At 37.4% G+C, this 24,084-nt stretch carries 22 protein-coding genes; all 22 read right to left on the reverse strand.

Features of this window, described 5'->3' with window-relative positions:
* Positions 1–19 precede the first annotated feature (19 nt).
* The 22 genes from cotE to MKY02_RS16310 all read right to left on the reverse strand — a co-directional run bounded on the left by cotE (position 20) and on the right by MKY02_RS16310 (position 24,068).
* The gene (cotE, locus tag MKY02_RS16205; protein WP_038184325.1) at positions 20–607 is read right to left on the reverse strand and encodes an outer spore coat protein CotE; all 588 of its coding nucleotides are present in this window, start codon (positions 605–607) and stop codon (positions 20–22) included.
* A 637-nt stretch (positions 608–1,244) separates the two neighbouring features.
* Positions 1,245–1,679, reverse strand: coding sequence for a RicAFT regulatory complex protein RicA family protein (locus MKY02_RS16210; protein ID WP_038184323.1), 435 nt, complete (start codon positions 1,677–1,679; stop codon positions 1,245–1,247).
* Positions 1,679–3,226, reverse strand: coding sequence for a tRNA (N6-isopentenyl adenosine(37)-C2)-methylthiotransferase MiaB (gene miaB, locus MKY02_RS16215; RefSeq protein WP_038184321.1), 1,548 nt, complete (start codon positions 3,224–3,226; stop codon positions 1,679–1,681). Before miaB ends, MKY02_RS16210 begins: the two co-directional genes overlap by 1 nt.
* A gap of 377 nt (positions 3,227–3,603) precedes the next feature.
* Complete coding sequence (locus MKY02_RS16220; protein WP_038184318.1) at positions 3,604–4,470, reverse strand: 2-oxoacid:ferredoxin oxidoreductase subunit beta; 867 nt, start codon at positions 4,468–4,470, stop codon at positions 3,604–3,606.
* Positions 4,457–6,208 (reverse strand): 2-oxoacid:acceptor oxidoreductase subunit alpha, encoded by a 1,752-nt coding sequence (locus MKY02_RS16225; RefSeq protein ID WP_038184316.1) that lies wholly within the window; start codon positions 6,206–6,208, stop codon positions 4,457–4,459. The genes MKY02_RS16220 and MKY02_RS16225 overlap by 14 nt, the downstream gene beginning before the upstream one ends.
* Positions 6,209–6,540: 332 nt before the next feature.
* A complete protein-coding gene (locus MKY02_RS16230) occupies positions 6,541–6,807 on the reverse strand; it encodes a stage V sporulation protein S (RefSeq protein ID WP_038184313.1) in 267 nt (88 codons plus the stop codon).
* A 90-nt stretch (positions 6,808–6,897) separates the two neighbouring features.
* Entirely contained in the window at positions 6,898–7,695 is a 798-nt protein-coding gene (locus MKY02_RS16235; RefSeq protein WP_038184310.1) for a TIGR00282 family metallophosphoesterase, read from the reverse strand.
* A gap of 138 nt (positions 7,696–7,833) precedes the next feature.
* On the reverse strand, positions 7,834–9,390 hold the full coding sequence (gene rny, locus MKY02_RS16240) for a ribonuclease Y (protein ID WP_076033994.1): 1,557 nt from the start codon (positions 9,388–9,390) through the stop codon (positions 7,834–7,836).
* A 212-nt stretch (positions 9,391–9,602) separates the two neighbouring features.
* Positions 9,603–10,664 carry a recombinase RecA gene (gene recA / locus MKY02_RS16245; RefSeq protein ID WP_038184305.1) on the reverse strand — a complete coding sequence of 354 codons (1,062 nt, stop codon included), beginning with the start codon at positions 10,662–10,664 and terminating at the stop codon, positions 9,603–9,605.
* Between the two features lie 175 nt (positions 10,665–10,839).
* Positions 10,840–12,096 (reverse strand): competence/damage-inducible protein A, encoded by a 1,257-nt coding sequence (locus MKY02_RS16250; protein ID WP_038184302.1) that lies wholly within the window; start codon positions 12,094–12,096, stop codon positions 10,840–10,842.
* Positions 12,097–12,228: 132 nt separating this feature from the next.
* The gene (gene pgsA, locus MKY02_RS16255) at positions 12,229–12,807 is read right to left on the reverse strand and encodes a CDP-diacylglycerol--glycerol-3-phosphate 3-phosphatidyltransferase (protein WP_038184299.1); all 579 of its coding nucleotides are present in this window, start codon (positions 12,805–12,807) and stop codon (positions 12,229–12,231) included.
* Positions 12,808–12,856: 49 nt separating this feature from the next.
* A complete protein-coding gene (locus tag MKY02_RS16260) occupies positions 12,857–13,759 on the reverse strand; it encodes a helix-turn-helix domain-containing protein (protein WP_051448685.1) in 903 nt (300 codons plus the stop codon).
* Positions 13,760–13,766: 7 nt separating this feature from the next.
* Positions 13,767–14,567: a DUF3388 domain-containing protein gene (locus tag MKY02_RS16265; RefSeq protein WP_038184458.1), complete on the reverse strand. Its 801-nt coding sequence runs from the start codon at positions 14,565–14,567 to the stop codon at positions 13,767–13,769.
* 115 nt (positions 14,568–14,682) lie between these two features.
* Positions 14,683–14,940: a DUF3243 domain-containing protein gene (locus MKY02_RS16270; protein WP_038184292.1), complete on the reverse strand. Its 258-nt coding sequence runs from the start codon at positions 14,938–14,940 to the stop codon at positions 14,683–14,685.
* 44 nt (positions 14,941–14,984) lie between these two features.
* Positions 14,985–15,713, reverse strand: a complete 729-nt coding sequence (gene ymfI / locus MKY02_RS16275; RefSeq protein WP_076033996.1) for an elongation factor P 5-aminopentanone reductase — start codon at positions 15,711–15,713, stop codon at positions 14,985–14,987.
* On the reverse strand, positions 15,713–17,044 hold the full coding sequence (gene yfmH / locus MKY02_RS16280) for an EF-P 5-aminopentanol modification-associated protein YfmH (protein ID WP_076033997.1): 1,332 nt from the start codon (positions 17,042–17,044) through the stop codon (positions 15,713–15,715). The genes ymfI and yfmH overlap by 1 nt, the downstream gene beginning before the upstream one ends.
* Positions 17,041–18,312: an EF-P 5-aminopentanol modification-associated protein YfmF gene (gene yfmF / locus MKY02_RS16285; RefSeq protein ID WP_038184284.1), complete on the reverse strand. Its 1,272-nt coding sequence runs from the start codon at positions 18,310–18,312 to the stop codon at positions 17,041–17,043. The genes yfmH and yfmF overlap by 4 nt, the downstream gene beginning before the upstream one ends.
* Before the next feature lie 171 nt (positions 18,313–18,483).
* Positions 18,484–19,443 (reverse strand): ABC transporter permease, encoded by a 960-nt coding sequence (locus MKY02_RS16290; protein WP_038184281.1) that lies wholly within the window; start codon positions 19,441–19,443, stop codon positions 18,484–18,486.
* 1 nt (position 19,444) lies between these two features.
* On the reverse strand, positions 19,445–20,488 hold the full coding sequence (locus MKY02_RS16295; protein WP_038184278.1) for an ABC transporter permease: 1,044 nt from the start codon (positions 20,486–20,488) through the stop codon (positions 19,445–19,447).
* A 1-nt stretch (position 20,489) separates the two neighbouring features.
* Positions 20,490–22,037 carry an ABC transporter ATP-binding protein gene (locus tag MKY02_RS16300; RefSeq protein WP_038184275.1) on the reverse strand — a complete coding sequence of 516 codons (1,548 nt, stop codon included), beginning with the start codon at positions 22,035–22,037 and terminating at the stop codon, positions 20,490–20,492.
* 192 nt (positions 22,038–22,229) lie between these two features.
* Entirely contained in the window at positions 22,230–23,291 is a 1,062-nt protein-coding gene (locus MKY02_RS16305; RefSeq protein ID WP_038184271.1) for a BMP family lipoprotein, read from the reverse strand.
* Between the two features lie 48 nt (positions 23,292–23,339).
* Positions 23,340–24,068 carry a GntR family transcriptional regulator gene (locus tag MKY02_RS16310; RefSeq protein ID WP_038184268.1) on the reverse strand — a complete coding sequence of 243 codons (729 nt, stop codon included), beginning with the start codon at positions 24,066–24,068 and terminating at the stop codon, positions 23,340–23,342.
* Positions 24,069–24,084 lie beyond the last annotated feature (16 nt).

Below are 24,084 nucleotides of genomic sequence, written 5' to 3' on the forward strand. Positions count from 1 at the left end.
GCCTCCGGCTTTAAAATGTTTAATGAAATGATGAAGATTCAAATGATGGACCTGATGATGAAGAGCTCGATGATGAACTTGACGATGAGCTTGATGATGAGCTTGATGATGAGCTTGATGATGAGCTTTCATCTTCGAAATCCCACTCTTCTTCAAAATCTAATGGATGTACTGAGATACAAATTGTTGTCTCACCTACAACTTCTGCAAGCAATTCCCGCTCAATTGTGACTTGGAATTGCTCACCGCAAGGCGTAATAATAGCTTCTGTACAGTTCGGGTGTTGAATCACCTTGACATGAACCTCTTCTTTACCAGTTGTTTCGTTATCTCTATAATGTAGTTTGATACGGTCTCTATACAGTACCGTCTCAGAATATACTGCTGTTTTTGAATGATTATGATAAGCGTACCAAACATTGACATCAAATTTGCCTGATACTTCTACAAAATTACCATGTTTTTTCGCTGTATGCGTATGGTTGATTACCCAGCACCCTAATATACTTGATGGTTGATTCGGTGGTCTTAAATTTTCACATACTTCTGTTCTTTTTTTACCCTTCGCGACGACCGCCTTTGTGACAATTTGACGCAACTGTTTCAGTGCGATTCCTCCTTTGCTTCTCTTAATTTCATCTTATGCGCCATGTGCCTATTGGGTGATTAGATTAATTTTTAAAAATAAAAAAACTACTGAATAGCCGTTCTTTCTTTGGCTACACAGTAGTCTGTTATTTTTCCGGTACTTTGAATGCTAAACATATAGGGTGACCGTAATATAATCGCGGAATTAATGTTATATCCGCATCTAATACCTTCTGTTTATAAATTCCAGGGTAAAAATCAATTAGATTTTATCCTTTTTCATCAGTAGCGACTACATTAAACGCTCATTAGTAACCGGTAAGGCATTGAAATAGGATACATAGTACGCATTATCAAACTTAGTCCAACTGCTTCGTATGACCCATCGTACTAATTATCTTTAATTTCTTTGGCCATCCGCGTTTATTTTCACTGTACTTAATGTAGAAAATTCGCCACAAAGCCTAATTCACTTACTTAAACTTCCCATCATCCTGTTCTAGACAAGAACCATTCCATACCAAGTAAGTTAAATGAGGAAAGATAATTTGCTTCTCCAACATTGCTTTCAGTTTTATGCTATGAATCTTCTATTCCAAAATAAAGAAAACCCTTATAAAAATCGTTATTTTTTATAAGGGTTTTCGATTATTATATTAAGAACAGCTACCTGGTTTTGAGTTTTGTACTTTTGACCCTGTTTCACCACGTAATACGTCGCCACCAGTTGATTCAACAATTTCATCTGTCACACTATTCGCAATTGTGTTTGATACTAATTGCAATAGATCATTTACATCGCCCTGAGATTGTTTAAATTCTTCAACGATTGGTAAAGAATTAATTTCTTCTTCAATTTTCGCAATTTTATCTTCAATTAAACGAAGTGCTTTTTCTTTACCATAATGTTGAAAGTTTACTGCTTGTTTTTGTAAACTTTTTAGACTAGCGATTTTTTCACGTACCATTTGGTTTTCATTAATTTGTGCTTCTGCACGTTTGAAGAAATCTACTTCTTCCGTGTTAGCTACCATATGGGCAATTTCCATTGCTTTTGCGATGATTTGATCTTTAGTATATATTTCTGCCATTATAATTCCACCTTTTGGTCCGTTACAACTTCGATAAAATCCCCTTGTAATGACCAAGTTTTTGCTTCAGTAACTTGTACTTTAACAATTTGACCAATTACTTCTTTAGGGGCTACAAAGTTTACGAGTTTATTTTTTCTTGTATAACCTGCTAATACATTCGGGTTACGTTTACTTTCCCCTTCTACTAACACTTCAACGATTTGACCGTCATATTGTTTAATTGCTTCTCCACATAGTTGGTTCACTACGTCATTTAAACGTTGTAGACGTTCTTTTTTCACTTCCATTGGTACATTATCCTGCATTTTCGCTGCAGGCGTACCTTCACGTGGTGAATAAATGTAGGTGAATGCCATTTCGAAGCCAACTTCTTTATATAAAGATAGCGTTTCTTCAAATTGCTCGTCTGTTTCATTTGGAAATCCAACGATAATATCAGTTGTTAACGCCACATCTGGAATTGCTTTTCTAATTTTTCGCACAAGTTCTAGATAGCTTTCGCGCGTATATTTACGAGCCATAATCTTCAACATATCACTTGAACCTGATTGCACTGGTAAATGAATGTGCTCAACTAAGTTTCCTTTTTTCGCTAATACTTCGATTAAATAATCATCAAAATCACGTGGGTGACTTGTGGTAAAACGAATACGAGGAATATCAATTGTACGTAATTCATTCATTAAATCACCAAGACCATACTTTAGATCCTCAAAGTCTTTTCCGTAAGCGTTTACGTTTTGACCAAGTAATGTCACTTCTTTATAGCCTTGTGCAGCTAGTTGGCGTACTTCTTGAATAATATCATCTGGTCGTCGACTACGTTCTTTTCCGCGTGTATAAGGTACGATACAATATGTACAGAATTTATCACAGCCGTACATGATATTAACCCAAGCCTTTGTATTCCCTTTGCGAACTTTCGGAAGGTTTTCAATAACGTCCCCTTCTTTAGACCACACTTCGATAACCATTTCTTTCGACATATAAGCTTCGTTTAAAATGTCTGGTAAACGATGAATATTATGCGTCCCAAAAATCATATCAACTTGGTCATATGTTTTCAAGATTTTCTTAACTACTGCCTCTTCTTGCGACATACAGCCACATACACCAATTAATAAATCAGGATTTTTTTGCTTTAACGGTTTAAAGTGACCAAGTTCACCAAATACTTTGTTCTCAGCATTTTCGCGAATGGCACAAGTATTCATTAAGATGACATTCGCATCATCAACGTTATTTGTTGCTTCATAACCAAGTTGTAGGAAAATACCAGCCATTACTTCTGTATCGTGTTCATTCATTTGGCAACCGTACGTACGAATGTAGAATTTACGACCATGTCCCATACCCATGTATTTTTCGTCAATCGCGAAGTCTTTATGGTATTGAACTTCTTCCTTACCACGTTTCTTTGCATCTTTTAGAGATGGCGCTGTATATACAGATTGAAAATATTTACTATAGTCCTTCTCGGATTTTTTGTCCGATGGATCTGGATGTTTCACTTGTTGACTAGCAAGTCGTTGTTCTTCGTTCATCAGTAAACTCCTTCCGCTCGTATTCGCACACTCGAATACCCATTTTCTTATTATACTTAATGGAGTATGGTTCCTACAAGAAAAGAACGTTAATTGTCGGTGTTTCGACATATAGCTTGTTTTGTGGGGCGAGGCCGTGTGCTATGTGGAGTCTACTTGGACTTACTTTGGTGCTGTTTGTGCTCTATAGCGCTACTCACAACCTCTTTAGCGCTACTTACTATCTCTTTGGCGCTACTCACTCTCTTTGGCGCTACTCACAACCTCTTTAGCGCTACTTACAACCTATTTGGCGCTACTCACTCTCTTTTTCAACAATAAAAAAACTAATTCTCTAGTCAGTTAAACGACTCGAGAATTAGTCTCTACATTATTTATTACATAAATTCCTTCATTAGCTCTTGAAGATCTTTTTCTTCAATCATCATATCCTGCTGGTTAAGGGGTTCTTCACTATATCCATTTACTAAGTTTTGATACGAAGGTGTTTCCTCGTCTTGATAAATGATACCTGTTACTAGACCTTCATGCTCCATTACAGTCGCCATAGCTTGGGCACGGTTTGTTGAATCGTAGCCTTCAATGCTCGATAGTTTTGTAATGTTTTCTTTGAACCAGTCATAAGTGTTGATTTTATTGTACGTTACACAAGGGCTGAATACATTAATAAATGCGAAGCCGTTGTGATTCATACCTGCTTCAATGATCGCAGTTAGCTCTTTTAAATCTGTCGAAAAACTTTGTGCTACGAATGTTGCGCCAGCAGATAATGCTACTTCTAATGGTTTTAATGACGGTTCGATTGCGCCACCTGGTGTTGATTTTGTGACAAAACCAGCAGCTGAGCGTGGTGATGTTTGTCCTTTAGTTAAACCATAGATTTGATTATCCATGACGATGTACGTGATATCAACGTTACGACGGATTGAGTGAATTGTATGACCCATACCGATTGCGAAACCGTCACCGTCACCGCCAGAAGCGATTACTTTTAAATCACGGTTAGCCATTTTCAACCCTTGTGCAATTGGTAATGCACGTCCGTGAATACCGTGTAAACCATATGAATTAATGTATCCTGAGATACGACCTGAACAGCCAATTCCTGAAACAACTGCTAGTTCATGCGGTTGGATTTCTAGGTTTGCTGCAGCACGTTGGATTGCAGCTTGCACTGAAAAGTCACCACACCCAGGACACCAGTTAGGTTTAACATTATTTCGAAAGTCCTTAAATGTTACCATCTGTTAGCAACTCCTTCACGCGGCCTAACAATTCTTTTGGCAAGAATGGTGTGCCATCATATTTCACTAAGCTAATAATTTTATCGTGTGCGCCAATATTCATTTTCATTACATTAGCTAATTGACCAGTGGCATTATTCTCAACGACAATTACTTTTTTCGCATTGTCGATCAATTCTTTCATTTCCTCTGCTGGGAATGGGTGAATTAGTCGAATATGTGCGTGGTTTGTTTTGATGCCTTCTTCGTTTAACATCGGTTGAATTTCTTCTATTGCACCTTTAGTCGAGTTAAAGCCAACTAATAGTACATCCGCTTCCTCGTGTGGTGTGTTTTTAAATACAGGCATATTAAAGTTTACGTGATTTAATTTACGGAAACGTTTATCCATTTGCGCTTTACGGTTGCCTGCTGCTTCAGATGGTTTACCTGTCTCATCATGTTCAACACCTGTAACGTGGTGAATACCGTGTTTTTGACCAGGCACGACACGAGTTGACACGCCATCTTCTGTTACTTCATAGCGTTTAAAATATGCTTTATCCTCTGCTTCAGGTAATTCACCAAGTTCTAGCTTACCTCGACGAATTTCGATTTTAGAGTAATCAAATGGTTCAACAGTTTGTTTACCAAGTGATAATTGAAGATCAGATAATAATATAACCGGTATTTGTAATTCTTCCGCAATGTTAAACGCTTGAATTGTATCGTAGAATGCCTCTTCACCAGTACTTGGTGCGATAACAACTTTCGGAATTTCACCATGTGTTCCGTATAGCATTGCCATTAAATCAGATTGTTCTTGTTTTGTTGGTAGGCCTGTTGATGGGCCACCTCGTTGTGTATCTACTATAACAAGTGGTTGTTCTGTCATACCAGAAAGGCCAATTGCTTCCATCATTAATGATAAGCCTGGACCTGCAGATGCTGTAAATGAACGAACGCCACCATAATTTGCGCCGATTGCCATTGTTGCAGCCGCGATCTCATCTTCTGTTTGGATAACAGTACCACCGAATTTAGGCAATTTTTTGATTAAATATTCCATTATTTCTGAAGCTGGAGTGATCGGATATGCTGCCATAATACGAGAGCCTGCAGCTAATGCACCTAGTGCAATAGCTTCATTACCGATCATAAATAGACGGTGTTTACCATCAGCTGGTTCTAATTCGAATTTACCAATATTATCACCAAGCATACCGTTCATTAGTTCGTGTCCTTGTGCGATGGCTGTCATATTTTTTTGGACAACTGTTTCACCTTTACGACCGAAGATTTCATCAACGACACTTTGGAAAACTTCATCTTCTAGATTTAATAATGCAGCAGTTGCACCGATCGCCACCATGTTTTTCATTAAAGTAGTCCCTAATTCAGCGGCTACTTCAGTGAATGGTACAATATAAAGTGTTGCAGGACAATCTTCTGGTTTTACTGGTTTAAATTTAGCGTCTGCTAAAATAACACCTTCTGATGTTAATTCTTTATAATTGACATCGATTGTTTCTTGGTCAAATGCAACCAATATATCTAAATCATCTGGAATCGTGTGTACGACAGATGTGCGTACGTTAATTTTATTGTTCGTATGGCCACCTTTAATACGGGAAGAGAAGTGACGGTATCCATATAAATGGTATCCAAGACGGTTCATAGCCGTAGAGAAAATTTCCCCCGTACTCTCAATACCTTCCCCTTGTTGCCCACCGACTTTCCATGAAAGCTGATGTAACATTTATAACATCTCCTTAATTACAGGTTTTTAGCTTTTTATCCTTCATCAGTTTATCACGAAGACCCGATGTAAACTATTGTTTATAAGCGATTTCTTTGAAATTCAGACCTTTGACGGAAAAGCTCGTTCAATAAGTTGTAATAATAATCACTGACAATACTCACTATGTTAACATATTTTTTTATGTATAGTAAAAAAGCTTGGTGTGCTCACTTCATTTCACAACATGTATTAGTGGTCACCTTAAAATTCCATTTCAAATAAGCAAAATACAAACGCTCATTATTTTCCCCATAAAAAAATACCGGTTTCCCGGTATTTTAGTTTTTTATTTATCTCGTACGCTTTTCTACTAAAAGCTTCATAGCCGTTCGATCTTCACCTGCAATTAAAATATCCGTAAATGCAGGCGAACAAGTCAAGTCCGTTCCACTTGGTGCAACAAATCCTCTTGCAATTGCAACTGCTTTAACAGCTTGATTTAGTGCACCTGCTCCAACTGCTTGCATCTCTGCATAGCCTTGCTCTCTAATGACTGCTACTAATGCGCCAGCTACTGAGTTCGGGTTTGAGCGAGAAGATACTTTCAATGAATCCACAACAATTCCTCCCTTAATTTGAAAAAATGTGGGACATCTCTCTTGTCCATGGATTATTGTATGCAGCGAGTTTTGGGAATAGACTTACAATTATGCTTTGAAAGGATAATCTGCATTAATATATATGCGCTCAAATGATTTCGCTAAGCCCGTTTTATCATCAAGATCAACAAAGAAGCCACTTAGTACTTCTCGGCCTTGTTTTGGTACTTCAAAACGTGTTGGCATATTTGTTTTAAATCGGTAGATTACACTTTCTTTATTCATTCCAAGAACTTCATCATAAGGTCCAGTCATTCCAACGTCAGTAATATACGCTGTACCACCAGGGTAAATGCGTGCATCCGCTGTTTGTACATGTGTATGCGTCCCTACAAGAGTTGATACTCGGCCATCTAAATACCAACCCATTGCAATTTTTTCACTCGTCGTTTCAGCATGGAAATCTACGAAAATAAGTGGAGAAACTTTTTTTGCTTCTTCTATTAATTCGTCTGCTTTAGCAAATGGATCGCCATGTGGTGGTAAGAAAGTACGTCCATGTAAATTGATTACAGATAAAGTATGACCATTTTTTGAAATAGTCGTCATCCCTTTGCCGGGCGCTTCGTCTGAGAAGTTTGCAGGTCTGATTAAAAATTCTGCATCATCAATGAAATCGAAAATTTCTTTTTGATCCCATGTGTGGTTACCCATTGTAATGACATCTACGCCCGTCATTAATAACTCTTGATAAATGGCTCTTGTAATCCCACGTCCAGCAGCGGCGTTCTCCCCGTTCGCAATGACAACATCTGGTGCATATTTTCTCTTTAATCTTGGTAAATATGTTTCAACAGCTGTACGGCCAATTGAGCCGACAATGTCTCCGATAAATAGTACTTTCATTATTGATTCACTCTTTTCCAACAAAAAAGGCTTCTCGACCGAGGTTCTAAGAAGCCTTCTTTATAAAATATTTGAATTTTTCAATTCAGTTTTCTTACTTTACATTTGGCATAAACTTATTTCTTATTCTGAAATTAACTATTTCGCATATTCGACTGCGCGTGTTTCACGAATAACTGTCACTTTAATATGCCCTGGATAATCCAGTTCATCCTCAATACGTTTGCGAATATCACGTGCTAAACGATGTGAAGCTAAATCATCAATTTGATCAGGACGTACGATTATACGTATTTCACGACCTGCTTGAATAGCGAATGATTTCTCAACGCCTTCATATGATTCAGAGATTTCTTCTAGTTTTTCTAGTCGACGAATATAGTTTTCAAGTGTTTCACTTCGTGCACCTGGGCGCGCTGCAGATAAAGCATCAGCAGCAGCCACTAATACAGCAATTACTGAAGTTGGTTCAGTATCACCATGGTGAGAAGCAATACTATTAATAACAACAGGATGCTCTTTGTATTTTGTGGCCAATTCTACGCCTATTTCTACGTGACTTCCTTCTACTTCATGATCAATTGCTTTACCAATATCATGCAGTAACCCTGCACGTTTTGCTAAAAGTACATCTTCGCCTAATTCAGCTGCTAGTAAGCCCGCTAAGTGAGCTACCTCTACAGAGTGTTTCAGGACGTTTTGACCATAGCTTGTACGATATTTCATACGGCCTAAAATTTTCATTAAATCCGGATGTAAATTGTGGATACCCACTTCGAATGTTGTTTGTTCACCTGTTTCACGAATTTGCTCGTCCACTTCACGGCGAGATTTCTCAACCATCTCTTCTATACGAGCTGGATGAATACGGCCGTCTTGTACTAATTTTTCAAGTGCTAGACGTGCTGTTTCTCTACGGATTGGATCGAATCCTGATAAAATAACGGCTTCAGGTGTGTCATCAATAATTAAATCGATACCTGTTAGCGTTTCAAGTGTTCGAATGTTTCGGCCTTCACGTCCAATAATACGACCTTTCATCTCGTCATTTGGTAAAGTGACGACGGAGACAGTCGTTTCTGCAACGTGATCAGCTGCAAAGCGCTGAAGGGCTAGTGATAAAATTTCTCGTGCTTTTTTGTCAGATTCTTCTTTCGCTCGCATTTCAGATTCTTTCGTCATAACTGCTATATCAGTTGATAACTCGTTTTCTACTTGTTTTAGAATAATGACTTTTGCTTCTTCACGAGTTAATGCTGAGATACGTTCGATTTCAGATTGCTGTTTAGCTACGAGATCTTCCACTTTGCTTTCCATCTGTTCAATATGCTGTTGTCTGTCGTTAAGAGCGTCTTCTTTGCGCTCTAAACCTGCTTCCCTCTTATTCAGAGCTTCATCCTTGCGATCAAGATTTTCTTCTCTTTGCAATAACCGGTTTTCTTGTTTCTGAAGCTCAGACCGGCGTTCACGGATGTCGTTTTCTGCTTCAGTTCGAAGTGTGTGAGTTTCATCTTTTGCTTCTAGAAGTGCTTCTTTCTTTAGAGCTTCCGCTTCTCTTTTACCTTCATCTATGATGATCTCTGCGGAACTCTTTGCACCTGTCACTTTTGAATCATTCACTCTTTTATTGACGTAATAGATAACAGCGGCACCGACGATGAGTCCAAGCAAAGCGGAGATGATGTTTCCAGTCATTCGAACACCTCCTCTTGCTGTATTGTTTTCATTTTTAGTCGGCTATACATTAAGTATTTCTATGAGCTCTCAATATACTGCCTATTTCATTTCAATTTTAGAAATTATACAAGTTTAATTGTATAGTTGAAAAAAAACAATGTCAAGGATTCACAGTTATAGTTATAGTCAAAAGGGCCCTTCAATTGACATTGAAAGACCCTCAGAAAATCTTACTCTTCATTTAATAATGATGATAGTTCTGCATCCATTGCTTCGTCTTCTTCATTTTCAACTGTATATGAATCAGTTGCAATCCCAGAAGCTACGCGGATTTTATGTGCAATTTCATTGCTGATTTCAGGGTTTTCTTTTAAGAATTGTTTTGCATTTTCGCGTCCTTGGCCTAAACGCTCTTCTTCATAAGCATACCAAGAACCACTTTTTTGCACGATTTCTTTTTCTACACCGATATCGATGATTTCGCCTTCTTTAGAAATCCCTTCACCATACATAATATCTACTTCAGCTGTTTTGAATGGCGGTGCCACTTTGTTTTTAACGACTTTAATTTTAGTTCTGTTACCTACCATATCATTACCTTGTTTGATTGTTTCTGCGCGACGTACTTCTAAACGTACAGAACTGTAGAATTTTAAAGCGCGTCCACCTGGTGTTGTTTCTGGGTTACCGAACATAACACCAATCTTCTCACGAATTTGGTTAATGAAAATAGCAATTGTATTTGACTTGTTAATAATCCCTGATAATTTACGTAATGCTTGAGACATTAAACGTGCTTGTAGACCAACATGCGAATCACCCATGTCACCTTCGATTTCGGCTTTTGGTACAAGGGCTGCTACAGAATCGATGATAATGATATCGATTGCGCCGCTACGTACAAGAGCTTCAGCGATTTCTAACGCTTGCTCCCCTGTATCTGGCTGTGATAGTAATAATTCATCAATATTAACGCCTAGTTTTTGTGCATAGACAGGATCAAGTGCATGTTCCGCATCAATAAACGCTGCTGTGCCACCGTTAGCTTGTACTTCTGCAATCGCATGAAGTGCTACAGTTGTTTTACCAGAACTCTCTGGTCCATATATTTCAATAACGCGACCTCGTGGATATCCACCTACTCCAAGTACTGTATCAAGTGCTAAAGAGCCACTTGAAGAAGTCATAATTTCGATGTCTGTTTTTTCGCCTAATTTCATAACTGAACCTTTACCAAATTGCTTTTCAATTTGTTTAAGGGCCATGTCTAATGCTGCTTTACGATCGCTCAATCTTGTTCCTCCTTCGAAAACATTATCTCTTTTATATCTGTATCTACTATACTTCTTTTTTGAGAAATACACAAGAAAAAAGCGAACATTTATTCGGAAAAATTTAATCAAAATCGAAATATAAACACCATTTATTGCTCAAAAGCTGATTATAAACCACTTTGAATGGACAAATTTATATTTTACGATAACCTTGTTCGGTCAATAATTGAATAATAAAAGCAAAAGTACGCTTCACTGCACGTAAACGATTTGTATTGCGTTGCCCAGTTAAATGTAATTGATACGTTCGAGGTTCATTATCACCGATAACTACAGCTATCCACACAGTGCCGGCTGGTTGATTATCATGCCCTTCAGGACCTGCTGCCCCTGTTAAACCAATCCCTATATCTGTACCGAACTTTTCTTTTACTTTGCTAGCCATAGCCACCGCACATTGGGAGCTTACAACTCCATAATTTTCTAATAAGTCAGCTGGAATTCCTAGTTGCTCACGTTTTGCTTGTTCTGTATAAGTAACAACTCCACCAATTAACGATTGGCTTATACCTGGATTTTCTGCTAACTCAGATTGAAATAGCCCAGCAGTTAAACTTTCTGCTGCAGCGATAGTTAGATCGTTTTCAATAAGAATTTCAGCCGTTTTAGAAGACAGAGAATCATCATTCACACCGTACATAAACTGCCCAACTCTGCGAATTATTTCATCTTTTGTTCCAGCTATTAACTGTTCAGCTTGATCAAGACTATAAGCTTTAGCTGTAATACGTAGAGTTACTTCTCCATCTGATGCTAGAGGCGCGATAGTAGGGTTTGTTTGGTTGTCTAGTAAGTCTTGTACCTTTACCTCTAACTCTGCCTCACCGATGCCGTAGAAGCGTAGTACGTGCGACATAATCTGTGCTCCATCATTTACTCTTGCCGCTAATTTTGGCTTTGCTTCAAATTGAAACATAGGCTCCAACTCTTTCGGTGGTCCTGGTAACAACATATATATACGGTTATTTTTTTCTAACAACATGCCAGGCGCCATACCATGACGATTTATTAGTACTTCACAATCTTTTAATACGAGCGCCTGTTTACGATTATTATCTGTCATAATACGATTTTGAAGCATGAAGAATTCTTCAATCGATTGCATAGCAAAATTATCTATTTCCAGTACAGTTCCTAGGTGTTGTGCGATTGTTTCCTTTGTTAAATCATCTTTTGTTGGCCCTAAGCCACCAGAGAAAATAATGAGATCTGCACGTGTCTCAGCTACTTCAATCGCCTTTATTAAACGATCTACATTATCTCCAACTACAGTGTGATAATACACATTAATACCTAATTCAGATAATTGACCTGAAATAAAACGCGCATTTGTATTCGTAATTTGACCAAGCAAAAGCTCTGACCCTACTGCAATGATTTCAGCATTCATCTCTAACAATCCCTTCCGTTATTTCATATTATGTATAGTTCGCAAAAGCGAAAAGTTACAAAAGGCGAGGTATATAATGTAGGAGAAAATTCTCCACACATACATCCTCGCCTACTATAATTCATTTTACCTTTATTTTGAATCTAATAATACACGTCGATTCAAGTAGAAATAATCTGCTCCAGACCAAACAGTAAAGAATAGAGCAACATATAATGCAATGTCAGCAAAAGGAATGCCGAACATAGTAAAGAAAATATTATCTAGCAATAGCGCTGCAATTGCCACAATTTGTGCCCATGTCTTGATTTTACCTAATTGGTTTGCAGCAACTACCTCTCCACCACCAGCTAAAATTAGTCGTAAGCCAGTTACAGCAAATTCACGGCTGATAATGATAATAACAACCCATGCCGGTGCAGTTCCTAATTCAACAAGCAGGATAAATGCAGCAGAAACTAACAATTTATCCGCTAATGGGTCCAAAAATTTACCCATATTCGTTACTAAATTATATTTACGTGCGTAGTAGCCATCTACCCAATCTGTGATAGAAGCTATGATGAAAATCATCGCACCAACAAAGTGCTCAATAGGCAATTGTGCCCCCAGCACCGTCATTTGCCCCCATCCAAAATCCACTAACATTAAAAGCACGAATACCGGGATTAGCAAAACTCTTGAAACTGTAATTCTATTTGGTATATTCACGATTTCCTCACCCTTCTTTCAAAGAAAATAGCCATCTTTCTCTAGATGACTATTCTTTCTCTGAAAAATTAATGACGATATTTTGAGTACTTCGCTCGCTTGGAGAAGCCGCAAGTTTCAATTTCTCATCATTGACAAAAACATTAGCATTTGCAGCTGCACCTAATCGAATACGAACGCTTTGCTTACCCTTCGCATCAACTTCAACTACATCATTAGCATGGTATACATCTGCTCTATCAGAGATTTCTGTACGATTTTCATCTTGTACACCAACCCATGTATCGCCAGTAACTTCAACACGGATTTTATACTCTTCTGTACCCGTTAAAGTATAATTAGTTGTCTCATTATCGTTCACTAGCGTACCTTTAGAAAGTTTTTGTTTTTCTTCTTCTTTTTTTGTTGTTTTTTCATCGTTCTTATCTTGGTCTTTTGAACCGGCTACTTCATTGTCTTTATTCTTATTATTTGTAGTTGGAGTTTTTGTATCTACAGTTATTGGTGCTTCATTTTTAATATCTGGTGTAGAATTATCGGCTTTATTTTGGAACAATACCCAGATTACTACGATTGCAATTATGATAAATAAAGCAACAACAAGTTTCGGCATTAAGTCCATAAAACCTTTTGATGGTATTTTAGACAAGCTTCTACGCGATTGCGGTTGTTGAATTGTTGCTGTCGTTGTACTTTCAACTGTTTTGTTTGCAGGTACTTCAGATTTATACGTCTCAAGTAATTCATCGGCACTTAAATCAACCGCTTCTGCATACTGTTTAATAAATGCTCGAACATAAAACGTTCCAGGCATTATGCTATAATTTCCCTCTTCAATTGCAGAAAGATAGCGTTTTTGAATTTTCGTAATTTCTTGTAAGTCATCCAGACTATACCCTTTTGACAATCTCGCTTCTTTTAAACGAGCTCCTAATTCTGTCAACTGTAACACCTACCTGTTAAAAATTAAATCCTCCAAAACCACCGAAACCACTCGAATCTTGAAGTAAGCTGTTATGTTTCTCCATGATTTCGTATGTAATTTCTTCATCTGGATGATGTCTTAATTCGATAATATAATCAAAGTCTTCAATTGTATATTCAGAATGTTGCACGAACATATCAGGATGCTCCACTACCTTAATAGATGGCATACTCATCATTTCACGTACAAGTTGTTGATGTTTTTCATCAGAAGATCTCCTTGTGACAATTCCATCCAGAATGAATATATTATTGCTATTAAATTCGTCTCCAAGCAACTTGTTGCGTGCAGTTTGTTTAATCATAGTCGATGATAAAAATAACCATCTCTTATTTGCACAAACACTAGCCGCTACGACTGATTCCGTCTTTCCGACACGAGGCATACCTCGAACTCCAATAAGTTTATGACCGTCCTTTTTAAAAAGTTCTGCCATAAAATCTACTAAAATACCTAGTTCATCACGTACAAAGCGAAACGTCTTTTTTTCATCTGCTTCTCTTTGTATATAACGACCATGTCGGATCGCTAGACGATCACGTGTTGTTGGCTCGCGGAATTTTGTTACACTTATCATTTCCATAGTCGAAACGATATTCTCAAATCGTTCAATCTGTTCGTCCTTTTCAGCTCGTAAAAGCATCCCTCTTCGAACTTGATCGACACCGTTGATTGTTACAATATTCACACGAAGCATACCTAATAAGGAAGCAATATCTCCTAATAAGCCGGGGCGATTGATTTGTATTTCATATTCAAAATACCATTCTCTCACATACAACGATCCCTTCTATTATACGACGCTTAAAACATTTCTAAGTTCCATAATAGCCGATTTTTGTACATATGGAAAGAAAAAAAGGAAAAGAGGGGCTATAACCCCATTTTTCCTATTGTACCTTCCTATTCTGCACTAATTTTACAACACAATTAGCTAGAGATTGCTTCTCATCATCGGTTGCCACCGACCAAAGCTCAGAAAGCACTCTCTCTTGTTCATTTTTTGGATCTACATTATTTGCCAAATACTCACCAATTTGAACTGCGGCTTCTTGAATTACCTTTTGTGACATTCCCGCAGATTCCGCTTTTGCAACATTTTGGCCTAAAAAGCTCGTCCACTTCTGCCAGTTTTCTATGATATCCATATAGAATCCCTCCTTTTCACATTTAGTATGTGTAAAAAAGTTATTTATATGTACCATCCACCATTAATTCGAAGTATTTGGCCAGTAATATAATTGGCACGCCCTGATAACAAGAAGGATACTAAATAACCAACTTCAGCTGATTCTCCAGCCCTTGCTAATGGAATTTCATCAATTAGTTCTTGCTCTTCTTTATCCGTCAAATGCCCATTCATTTTAGTATTAATTAAGCCTGGCGCTACTGCATTAACGAGAATACCATTTCCCGCTGCTTCTTGTGCGTACGATTTCACAAAAGCATGAAGTGCACCTTTCACAGTAGCGTACAAAGCTTCTCCTGATGCCCCTGCTTCGCCCCAAACAGAACCAATCATAATGATATGACTTATTTCGTTTCGGCGTAATTTTGAAGCTAGGAGGCTAATCAATCTAATTGGTGTTTGTACATGGACTTTCCAGAGTGCATCCATTTCATCAACTGAGGTATCCTCTACTAGCTTGTATAAAGCTTGACCACTAGCTACAACAATCGATTGTAGTGAAAATACAGAATGGGTAATCCTTTCTGCAGCAAGAGGATCTGTTAAATCAGCTTGAATCTTCATAAATTCTTGCTTTGGATAGAAAGCTGACAGATTACTTTCAAGCTCGACAGCCACCTCTTCACCATGATTATACTGCAAATATAAAGACCAGCCATCTTTAGCAAGCTGCTCACTTATGGCACGTCCAATTGCACCGGACGCGCCAAGTACTAAGCAAAACTTTTTCATTATTTCTCTTGACCTTCTTTATCATTACTTGTTTTCGCTTTATTTCCTACAGGTAAAATCTTAAATACTGTTTGCTGTGATTCTCCTTGTAGTGAAGCGAAAGCTTGTTGCACGTCTGCTATCGTCAATTCTTCAATGACAGGAACTGCGTCAAATAAATTCATATCATTAAAAGCATATCTTGTGAATTGATTTGCGATAAATTCAATTGAATTTAATGCTCTTAAATAAAAGCCGATTTTACGACGTTTTACTCTCTCTAATTCATCATCACCAAAAGGCCATTTTTCTTGTGTATTTTCTAGTACATTTTGAATAGCTTCAACTAACTCATCTGTTTGATTCGTATCCGAACCAATTAAGGCAAAACCAAAGCCCTTTTCTAATGAGAAGTCATAAGAATATGATTCATCAATCATGCCTTTTTCATATACATTTGTATAAAAGTCCGAAGAACGACCAAATAAAACATCAAGCGCTAATTGGATAGATAGCTCATGCTTTAGCATAGCTTTGCCCGAAAGGCTTGTTTCTTTGGCTTTTAAACCAACAATAACTTTTGGTTTTAAAACATCCATTTCTAACGTGCTACTTTTTACCGCAACATCTGTAGGTTCAGTCACTTCAATTCGCTGAATTGGTGTTGGTTCCTCAAATGTTTTATCTGCTTGATCAGCACGAATAAAATCCATCATTTTCTCTGGTTCAACAGCACCGATGACAAATAGAAGCATATTAGATGGATGATAAAACGTATTATAGCAAGTGTATAAATGATCCGCTGTAATATCATCGATTGACTCAATAGTACCTGCTATATCAATTTTCACTGGATGCTCATGGAACATATTCTCAATCGTTCCAAAGTATAAACGCCAGTCTGGTTGGTCATCATACATCGTAATTTCTTGACCTATAATACCTTTTTCCTTCTCCACGGTTTGCTCCGTGAAGTATGGTTGTTGTACGAAATCAAGTAAAGTTTTCGTACTCTCATATAAATGATCGGTTGCAGAGAATAAATACGCTGTTCGTGTGAAAGATGTGAAAGCATTTGCTGAAGCACCTTTTTCACCGAACTTTTGGAATACATCGCCATCTTCTTTTTCAAACATTTTATGCTCTAAAAAATGTGCAATACCGTCTGGCACTGTAATAGCTTCAGTTTCACCAAGCGGGATGAATGAGCGATCGATGGAACCATATTTTGTAGTAAAAGTGACAAATGTTTTAGAGAAGCCTTTTTTAGGCAAAATATAAACATCTAATCCATTATCTAACTTCTCGTAGTAAAGTGTTTCTTCTAATTGATCGAATTGGATTGTTTTCATTCTGCAGCATCCTCCTTACCCCTTAAGAAATATACTGTTTCTTTTTCTACTTGTTTTGCCATATCAACTACATCTTCCTTTGTTACAGCTAGCCATTTCGCGGCCATATTTTCTACCGAGAACTCTGTTGGCAATTCTTTATATTGATCATATATTTCGATTTGCCCTCTTGCTGAATCAAGTGCTTCTTTTATTTGGTTTGTTAACATCGCTTTTGTTTGCGCTAATTCTAAATCTGTAATGTCGCCTTTTTGAATCGCAACAAGTTGTTCGTCGATTAATGAAATCGCCTTTTTCTCTTTGTTGGCATCAATTCCTGATATGACGAATACTAAGCCATATTGGGCAGAATATGAGCTTGAGCAGTAATAAGCCATACTTTCTTTTTCACGTACATTCATAAATAATTTTGCATGTGGATATCCTCCAAAAATGCCATTAAAAATTTGCATTTTTGGAAAATCGGGGTGCGTGAAAGTGACAGGTGTATGATAGCCGATATGTAATTTACCTTGCTTCATATCTTGCTGTTCACTAACAAACGATTTAGTCGGTTTACTTTCTACGGTTGGACGTGTAGCATAGTCTACTGTACGATCAGCAAATGGTAATGCTTTTTTTAAGCTTTCAACTATTGTTTTTTCATCGATATCCCCAACTACGTAGATATCGATTAAATCATCGGCTAACATCTCTTCGTACGTTTTAACTAGTGACGCTGGCGTAACTTTTTTAACCTCTTCAATTGTGCCGTTAGCTGAGATAGATGCAGGGTGATTTGGGCGCATAATACTCAATAATTTCTGTTGGGCATAGCGCGATTTATCATCAAAAACAGATTGAATTCGCTCAATCACCATTTCTTTTTCACGAGCAACAATATTTTCACGGAATAAACCGTTATCAAAATTCGGTTCAAATAATACCGTATGCATAAGATCGAGTACTTTACCTAAAACTTCACCATTTTTTAAATATTGATCATTAACTGTTTCAACATTTAATAATACAGTATGTTCATCGCCACGTTTAGTAGTATCAAAATACAACACCGTACCGTATAAATCATCTAAATACATACGCATTGCAGCAGAAGACGGATATTTTGCACTGCTATGTTGCAGTACGTTTGTTAATACTGTTCTTTCTGAAGCATCCTCGACAGTTAAAGGTCTTTTAAATTTCACTGAAAAATTGACAGTTTTAAATTGGTCAGTTGTTCTTGTATGAATATTGACACCTTTTGCTACTTGAATTGATTGAAACATGTAGACCCCTCCTATCTCTTTAATATAACAAACCATTACACTCACTATACATGCCTTTTAAATAAAAAAGCAACTTCAGGCAAAGTAAGTATTTAGACTTGATATTAAAGGGTCTTTATTCATAAAGAAAAAGACCGAGCGAATGCCCAGTCCTTCCTTTTGAGTAAAAAATTAACGCTTACCTTTAATATATGGTTGACCAACTGCTTTAGGTGCATTTGCCTTACCAATAAATCCGGCTACAGCAAAGATTGTTAACACATAAGGTAAAATATGCAAGTAAACAGCTGGAATGTCTTGAATATATGGAATTGAGTTCCCTGCTATACTTAGAGATTGCGCAAATCCGAAGAAAATAGCCGCTCCTAAAGCACCAAGTGGATGCCATTTACCAAAGATCATTGCCGCAAGAGCCATGAACCCTTGCCCATTAATTGTTCCGTGACCAAAGTCACCAGAGATTGTTTGAGAATAAATTGCACCACCTATACCACCTAATACACCTGAAAGGATTACGGCGATATAACGCATTTTCGTTACATTTATACCCATTGTATCTGCCGCAGTTGGATGCTCCCCAACAGCACGTAAACGCAAACCGAATGGTGTCTTATAAATAATCACCCAAGCAAGAACCGCAACTGCAATTGCTAGAATTGAAGTACCATAAACATCCTTAAAAAGCATAGGGCCGATTAATGGAATATCCTCTAAAAAAGGAATATTAAAACGCGGGAAACGAACTTTAATCATATCTGTTTGCCCTTTATCATACAACATTTTCACAGAGAATAATGCTATAGCAAGACCAAGTAAATTGATTGCTACCCCTGAAACCGTTTGATCTGCACGGAATGAAATGGCAGCTACTGCATGTAGTATTGAGAAAATACCCGCTACTAGCCCTGCTACTAATAATGCAATCCAAGGTGTCCAAGAACCAAATGTATCAACATACGTTAAGTTAAACACGATTCCAACAAAAGCACCCATAACCATTAAACCTTCTAGTCCAATATTAACCACACCAGAACGTTCTGAGAACACTCCACCGATAGCAGTCAATATAAGAGGCGCTGCATAGAAAATTGCAGTAGGCACTAGGAAATATAACACTTCTAAAAAGCTCATGTTATTTCGCCTCCTTTTTCTTGCTCAATCGTTCAAGGAATACCCTAATGATATAACCCGAAGCTACAAAGAAAATAACTAATGCAATAATAATTGAAACGATTTCTACAGGAATTCCGACGTTCGGCATATTTAAAGACCCGAATTTCAATGCCCCAAATAAAATTGCACCTAATAATACTCCAAATGGTGCATTTGCACCGAGTAATGCGACTGCGATACCATCAAAACCGATACCTGTAAAGCCAGCTTGAACTGTAATATTACCAAACGTTCCAAGCGCTTCCATTGCACCTGCAAGTCCTGCAAATGACCCAGAAATAACCATAGCAAGTATGATATTACTTTTAACATTCATACCTGCATACTCAGAAGCATTTTGGTTAAAACCAACGGCTTTAAGTTCAAAACCACGTTTCGTTTTCTCTAAAATGAACCACATAATAACAACCATTATTAAAGCGATTACAAAACCGTAATGCATACGGGAGTAGTCTGTTAATGTATCTAAAAAAGTAGAACGTAGTGATGCCGACTCATGAATCATCGGCGTTTTTTCTCCACTATCAGAAAGAGATTGAATCACTGCGTTCGCTACATGTAACGCAATATAGTTCATCATAATTGTGACGATAACCTCATGCACTTGTAATTTCGCCTTTAATATCCCTGGGATAAATGCCCAAAGTGCTCCTGCTACTGCAGCAGCTATTATAGCTAACGGAAGGTGAATAATAGCTGGCAATTCAAAAGCATAACCTACATAAGCAGCTGCTAACCAACCCATTATTAATTGACCTTCAACACCGATATTAAATAAACCCGTGCGGAACGCAAATGCTACCGCTAAACCTGCCAATATATAAGGGGTGATTTGTCGGATAGTACCACCAATCGTAAACATATCCCCAAAAATACCTTCCCAAAGAGCAATATAACCTTGTACAGGATCATACCCACTTACAAGCATCACAATTGCTCCGACAAGTAAGCCTAAAATTACTGAGATCACAGGGACGAGGATATTAGTCAACTTGTTCGACATGTTATTCGTCACCTTCCTTTACTTGTCCGTTGTTTGATTTTCGATCTTGACCCGCCATTAATAAACCTAACTCTTGTTCAGTCGTTTCATTTGGATTTACTGTATCGATAATTTGGCCGTCATATATAACTGCGATTCTATCAGAGACATTCATAACTTCATCTAATTCAAATGAAATTAATAGAACTGCCTTTCCTTTATCACGTTGTTCGATTAAACGTTGGTGAATAAACTCAATTGCACCGACATCTAAACCTCGTGTTGGTAATGCTGCAATTAGTAAATCTGGATTTCGATCCACTTCACGCCCAATAATAGCTTTTTGTTGATTACCACCAGATAACGCTCGAGCTGGTGTAACTTCACCATGACCTGAACGAACATCGTATTCTTTCATTATCTTTTGCGCAAGTTCAGAGATTTTGCTATAATCTATAACTCCAGCTTTTGCGATTGGAGACTGATAGTATGTTTGTAGTGCAATATTGTGTCCGATTGGGAAATCTAATACTAAACCGTGTTTATGACGATCTTGTGGGATATGTCCAACACCAGATTCAGTAATATCACGCGGTTTTAGATTAGTAATGTTTTGATTGTTTAAAGAAACTATGCCTGATTTCACTTTACGAAGCCCAGTAATTGCTTCGATTAATTCGGTCTGCCCGTTACCATCAATACCAGCAATACCGACAATTTCACCACTGCGTATCGAAAGATTTAAACCTTTCACTTTTTCAATATTTCGGTAGTCAGTTACTACTAAGTTTTCAATTTTCAAAATTTCTTCTTTTGGATTAGCCTTAGATTTTTTAGTTTTAAATTCAACTTGGCGTCCAACCATTAACTCGGCTAATTGGTCTGGCGATGTTTCTGAAGTTGTTACAGTTCCAATACCTTGCCCTTTACGGATAACAGTGACCCTATCTGAAACTTCCATAATTTCTTGCAATTTATGAGTGATTAAGATTATAGATTTGCCTTCTGCAATTAAACGTTTCATAATTTGAATCAGTTCTGATATTTCTTGTGGGGTTAATGATGCTGTTGGTTCATCGAAAATGATATTTTCTGCCCCACGGTACAATGTTTTGATAATTTCCACTCGTTGTTGCATACCAACTGAAATATCCTCGATTTTTGCATATGGATCGACATTCAATCCATATTTTTCAGATAGAGCCTGTACTTTTTTGGCTGCATCTTTGATACTAACAATGCCACCTTTAGTAGGTTCACTACCTAAAATAATATTTTCTGTTACCGTAAAGTTTTCAACTAACATGAAGTGTTGATGAACCATTCCAATACCTAGATCATTCGCTACATTCGGATCAGAAATTTTAACTTTCTTTCCATTTACACGAATTTCCCCAGCTTCAGGTTGATAAAGTCCAAAAAGCACGTTCATTAAAGTCGATTTTCCTGCACCGTTTTCTCCAAGCAATGCATGAATTTCGCCTTTTTTCAGCTGAAGGGTGATATTATCATTTGCTACAAAAGATCCGAATTGTTTTCGAATACCCAGCATTTCTATCACATATTCCAATGTGTTCACTCCCTTGGACACTGTAAATTATATTTGTTGTTATTAATAAATTAACATAGGTTAAAAAAATTAATACAGGAAAGATTTTGAAATTTCAAAAATTCAAAACCTTTTATCTATTAATTTATGCAGATAAAAATCATCATAAAGACTAATAGTTAACTAGCCTTTATGATGATGACTTAAATTAAATTATTTCTTTTTTTCTACTTTTTCTGGAACTTTAATTGTACCGTCAGCGATTTGTTTAGCAAAATCATCGATTTTTTTCATAGTTTCATCTGAAATAGCACCGTGTGAATCTGCTAATGCCATACCATTGTCTGATAAACCATATACTAAAGTTTCTCCACCTGGGAATTTACCTTCTTTAGCTTGTTTCGCAACGTCTTGTACCGCAACATCTACACGTTTCATAACAGAAGTTAAAGTAACGTTAGTTTTATCGTTAACTTGACCTTCTTTATATTGGTCAGCATCTACGCCGATTACCCATACATTTGCATTTGGGTCTTTAGCTTTACGTTCTTTTGCTTCAGTAAATACACCATTACCTGTTGCACCAGCAGCGTGGAAAATTACATCTACGCCTGTAGTAAACATACGATTAGCAGTTGTTTTTCCAAGTTCTGCTTTATCAAAAGCACCTGTATATTGAACATCAACTTTAATATCTGGATTTACTGCTTTTACACCTTCAACGAATCCAGCATGGAAGCGGTTAATTACAGGAATATCAATACCACCTACAAAACCGATTTTGTTTGATTTTGTAGCACTAGCTGCAGCTACACCTGCAAGGAAAGCACCTTCTTGCTCTTTAAACAAGATAGAAGCTACGTTTGGAGCATCAACTGTAGCATCAATAATTGAGAAGTTTGTATCAGGTTTTTGGTCAGCAACTTCTTTTACAGCATCAGCCATTAAGTAACCAACACCGAAGATAAGATCAAAGTTACGACGATTCATATTCGTTAAGTTCGTGTTGTACTCAGAAGAAGACGCAGATTGCAAGTAGTCATAGCCACCATCGCCTTTTTTCATACCATTGTCTTTACCGAATTTTTGGATCCCTTCCCAAGCTGATTGGTTGAATGATTTGTCATCCACACCACCAAGGTCAGTAACCATAGCAAGTGAGAAGTTGTCTTCTTTGTCACCTTTAGAAGTGTCATCTTTAGATCCACAAGCACCTAATAAAGTACCCGCAGCTAATACTACTGAAAGTGCTAAGCCAAATTTACGTTTTTTCAATTGGAGTCCCCCCAAAAGTGTTTGATGTTAGCAGGAATGCATACAGTTTTACACACGTTTTCGAACTACATGGAAGCTAAATTTATCAGCTCTAAAATAGTTTTTTGAATATAACACCACTCGATCGTTATCATCGTAGTGGAGCTGTTTTAAGACGAGGAGAGCTGTTTCAGGCTCACACTCTAAAATTGGAGATGCTTGGTTATGATAACCAACCGGATCGATAAATGTGATTGCATACGCGACATGAATATCACCAGATTCCTCTATCGCAGAAAAGATTGAAGAATCTTTACGATTTGAAAAATCATTAGGCAAATACTTTGAAGGTACTTGGTCCACACAATAAACCACGGGCTCTCCGTTCGCAGTACGAACTCTTTCAATTGATATGATAGTTTCATCTTCTTCGCAATGAAAGCGTTTTACATCATCCTCAGAAGCTGGCAACCCGAATGAACTTAAATAGTTTGTTCCGGGTTCCATTCCAGCATTTAGGATCATAGAGGAGATACTTGATAAATGTTCAATTCCTGATGTAAACACAGGTTTTGGATTCACAAATGTTCCCACTCCATGTCGGCGAACAATGATGTTTTCTTCTTCCAACAGTCTAAGTGCCTCACGTAGAGTGGCACGACTGACTCCAAGTTTTTTGGATAATTCGAATTCAGATGGGAGTTTTTCTTTTTCTTTAAAAACTCCTTTTTCAATATCTTCTTTCAAACGATCGATTACTTGGAGATACAAATGCCGACTATCTGTTTTAATCGTCATACATACCACCACCTAG

It is taken from the genome of Viridibacillus sp. FSL R5-0888 (assembly GCF_038009105.1).
Classification (GTDB): Bacteria; Bacillota; Bacilli; order Bacillales_A; family Planococcaceae; genus Viridibacillus; species Viridibacillus arenosi.

Bases quoted from the DNA above. Each gene is read 5' to 3' on its own strand.
- MKY02_RS16210 (WP_038184323.1), bottom strand. From the start codon at position 1,679: ATGGCAGAAATATATACTAAAGATCAAATCATCGCAAAAGCAATGGAA.
- miaB (WP_038184321.1), bottom strand. From the start codon at position 3,226: ATGAACGAAGAACAACGACTTGCTAGTCAACAAGTGAAACATCCAGAT.
- MKY02_RS16220 (WP_038184318.1), bottom strand. From the start codon at position 4,470: ATGGTAACATTTAAGGACTTTCGAAATAATGTTAAACCTAACTGGTGT.
- MKY02_RS16225 (WP_038184316.1), bottom strand. From the start codon at position 6,208: ATGTTACATCAGCTTTCATGGAAAGTCGGTGGGCAACAAGGGGAAGGT.
- MKY02_RS16235 (WP_038184310.1), bottom strand. From the start codon at position 7,695: ATGAAAGTACTATTTATCGGAGACATTGTCGGCTCAATTGGCCGTACA.
- rny (WP_076033994.1), bottom strand. From the start codon at position 9,390: ATGACTGGAAACATCATCTCCGCTTTGCTTGGACTCATCGTCGGTGCC.
- MKY02_RS16250 (WP_038184302.1), bottom strand. From the start codon at position 12,096: ATGAATGCTGAAATCATTGCAGTAGGGTCAGAGCTTTTGCTTGGTCAA.
- MKY02_RS16270 (WP_038184292.1), bottom strand. From the start codon at position 14,940: ATGGATATCATAGAAAACTGGCAGAAGTGGACGAGCTTTTTAGGCCAA.
- ymfI (WP_076033996.1), bottom strand. From the start codon at position 15,713: ATGAAAAAGTTTTGCTTAGTACTTGGCGCGTCCGGTGCAATTGGACGT.
- yfmH (WP_076033997.1), bottom strand. From the start codon at position 17,044: ATGAAAACAATCCAATTCGATCAATTAGAAGAAACACTTTACTACGAG.
- yfmF (WP_038184284.1), bottom strand. From the start codon at position 18,312: ATGTTTCAATCAATTCAAGTAGCAAAAGGTGTCAATATTCATACAAGA.
- MKY02_RS16290 (WP_038184281.1), bottom strand. From the start codon at position 19,443: ATGAGCTTTTTAGAAGTGTTATATTTCCTAGTGCCTACTGCAATTTTC.
- MKY02_RS16295 (WP_038184278.1), bottom strand. From the start codon at position 20,488: ATGTCGAACAAGTTGACTAATATCCTCGTCCCTGTGATCTCAGTAATT.
- MKY02_RS16310 (WP_038184268.1), bottom strand. From the start codon at position 24,068: ATGACGATTAAAACAGATAGTCGGCATTTGTATCTCCAAGTAATCGAT.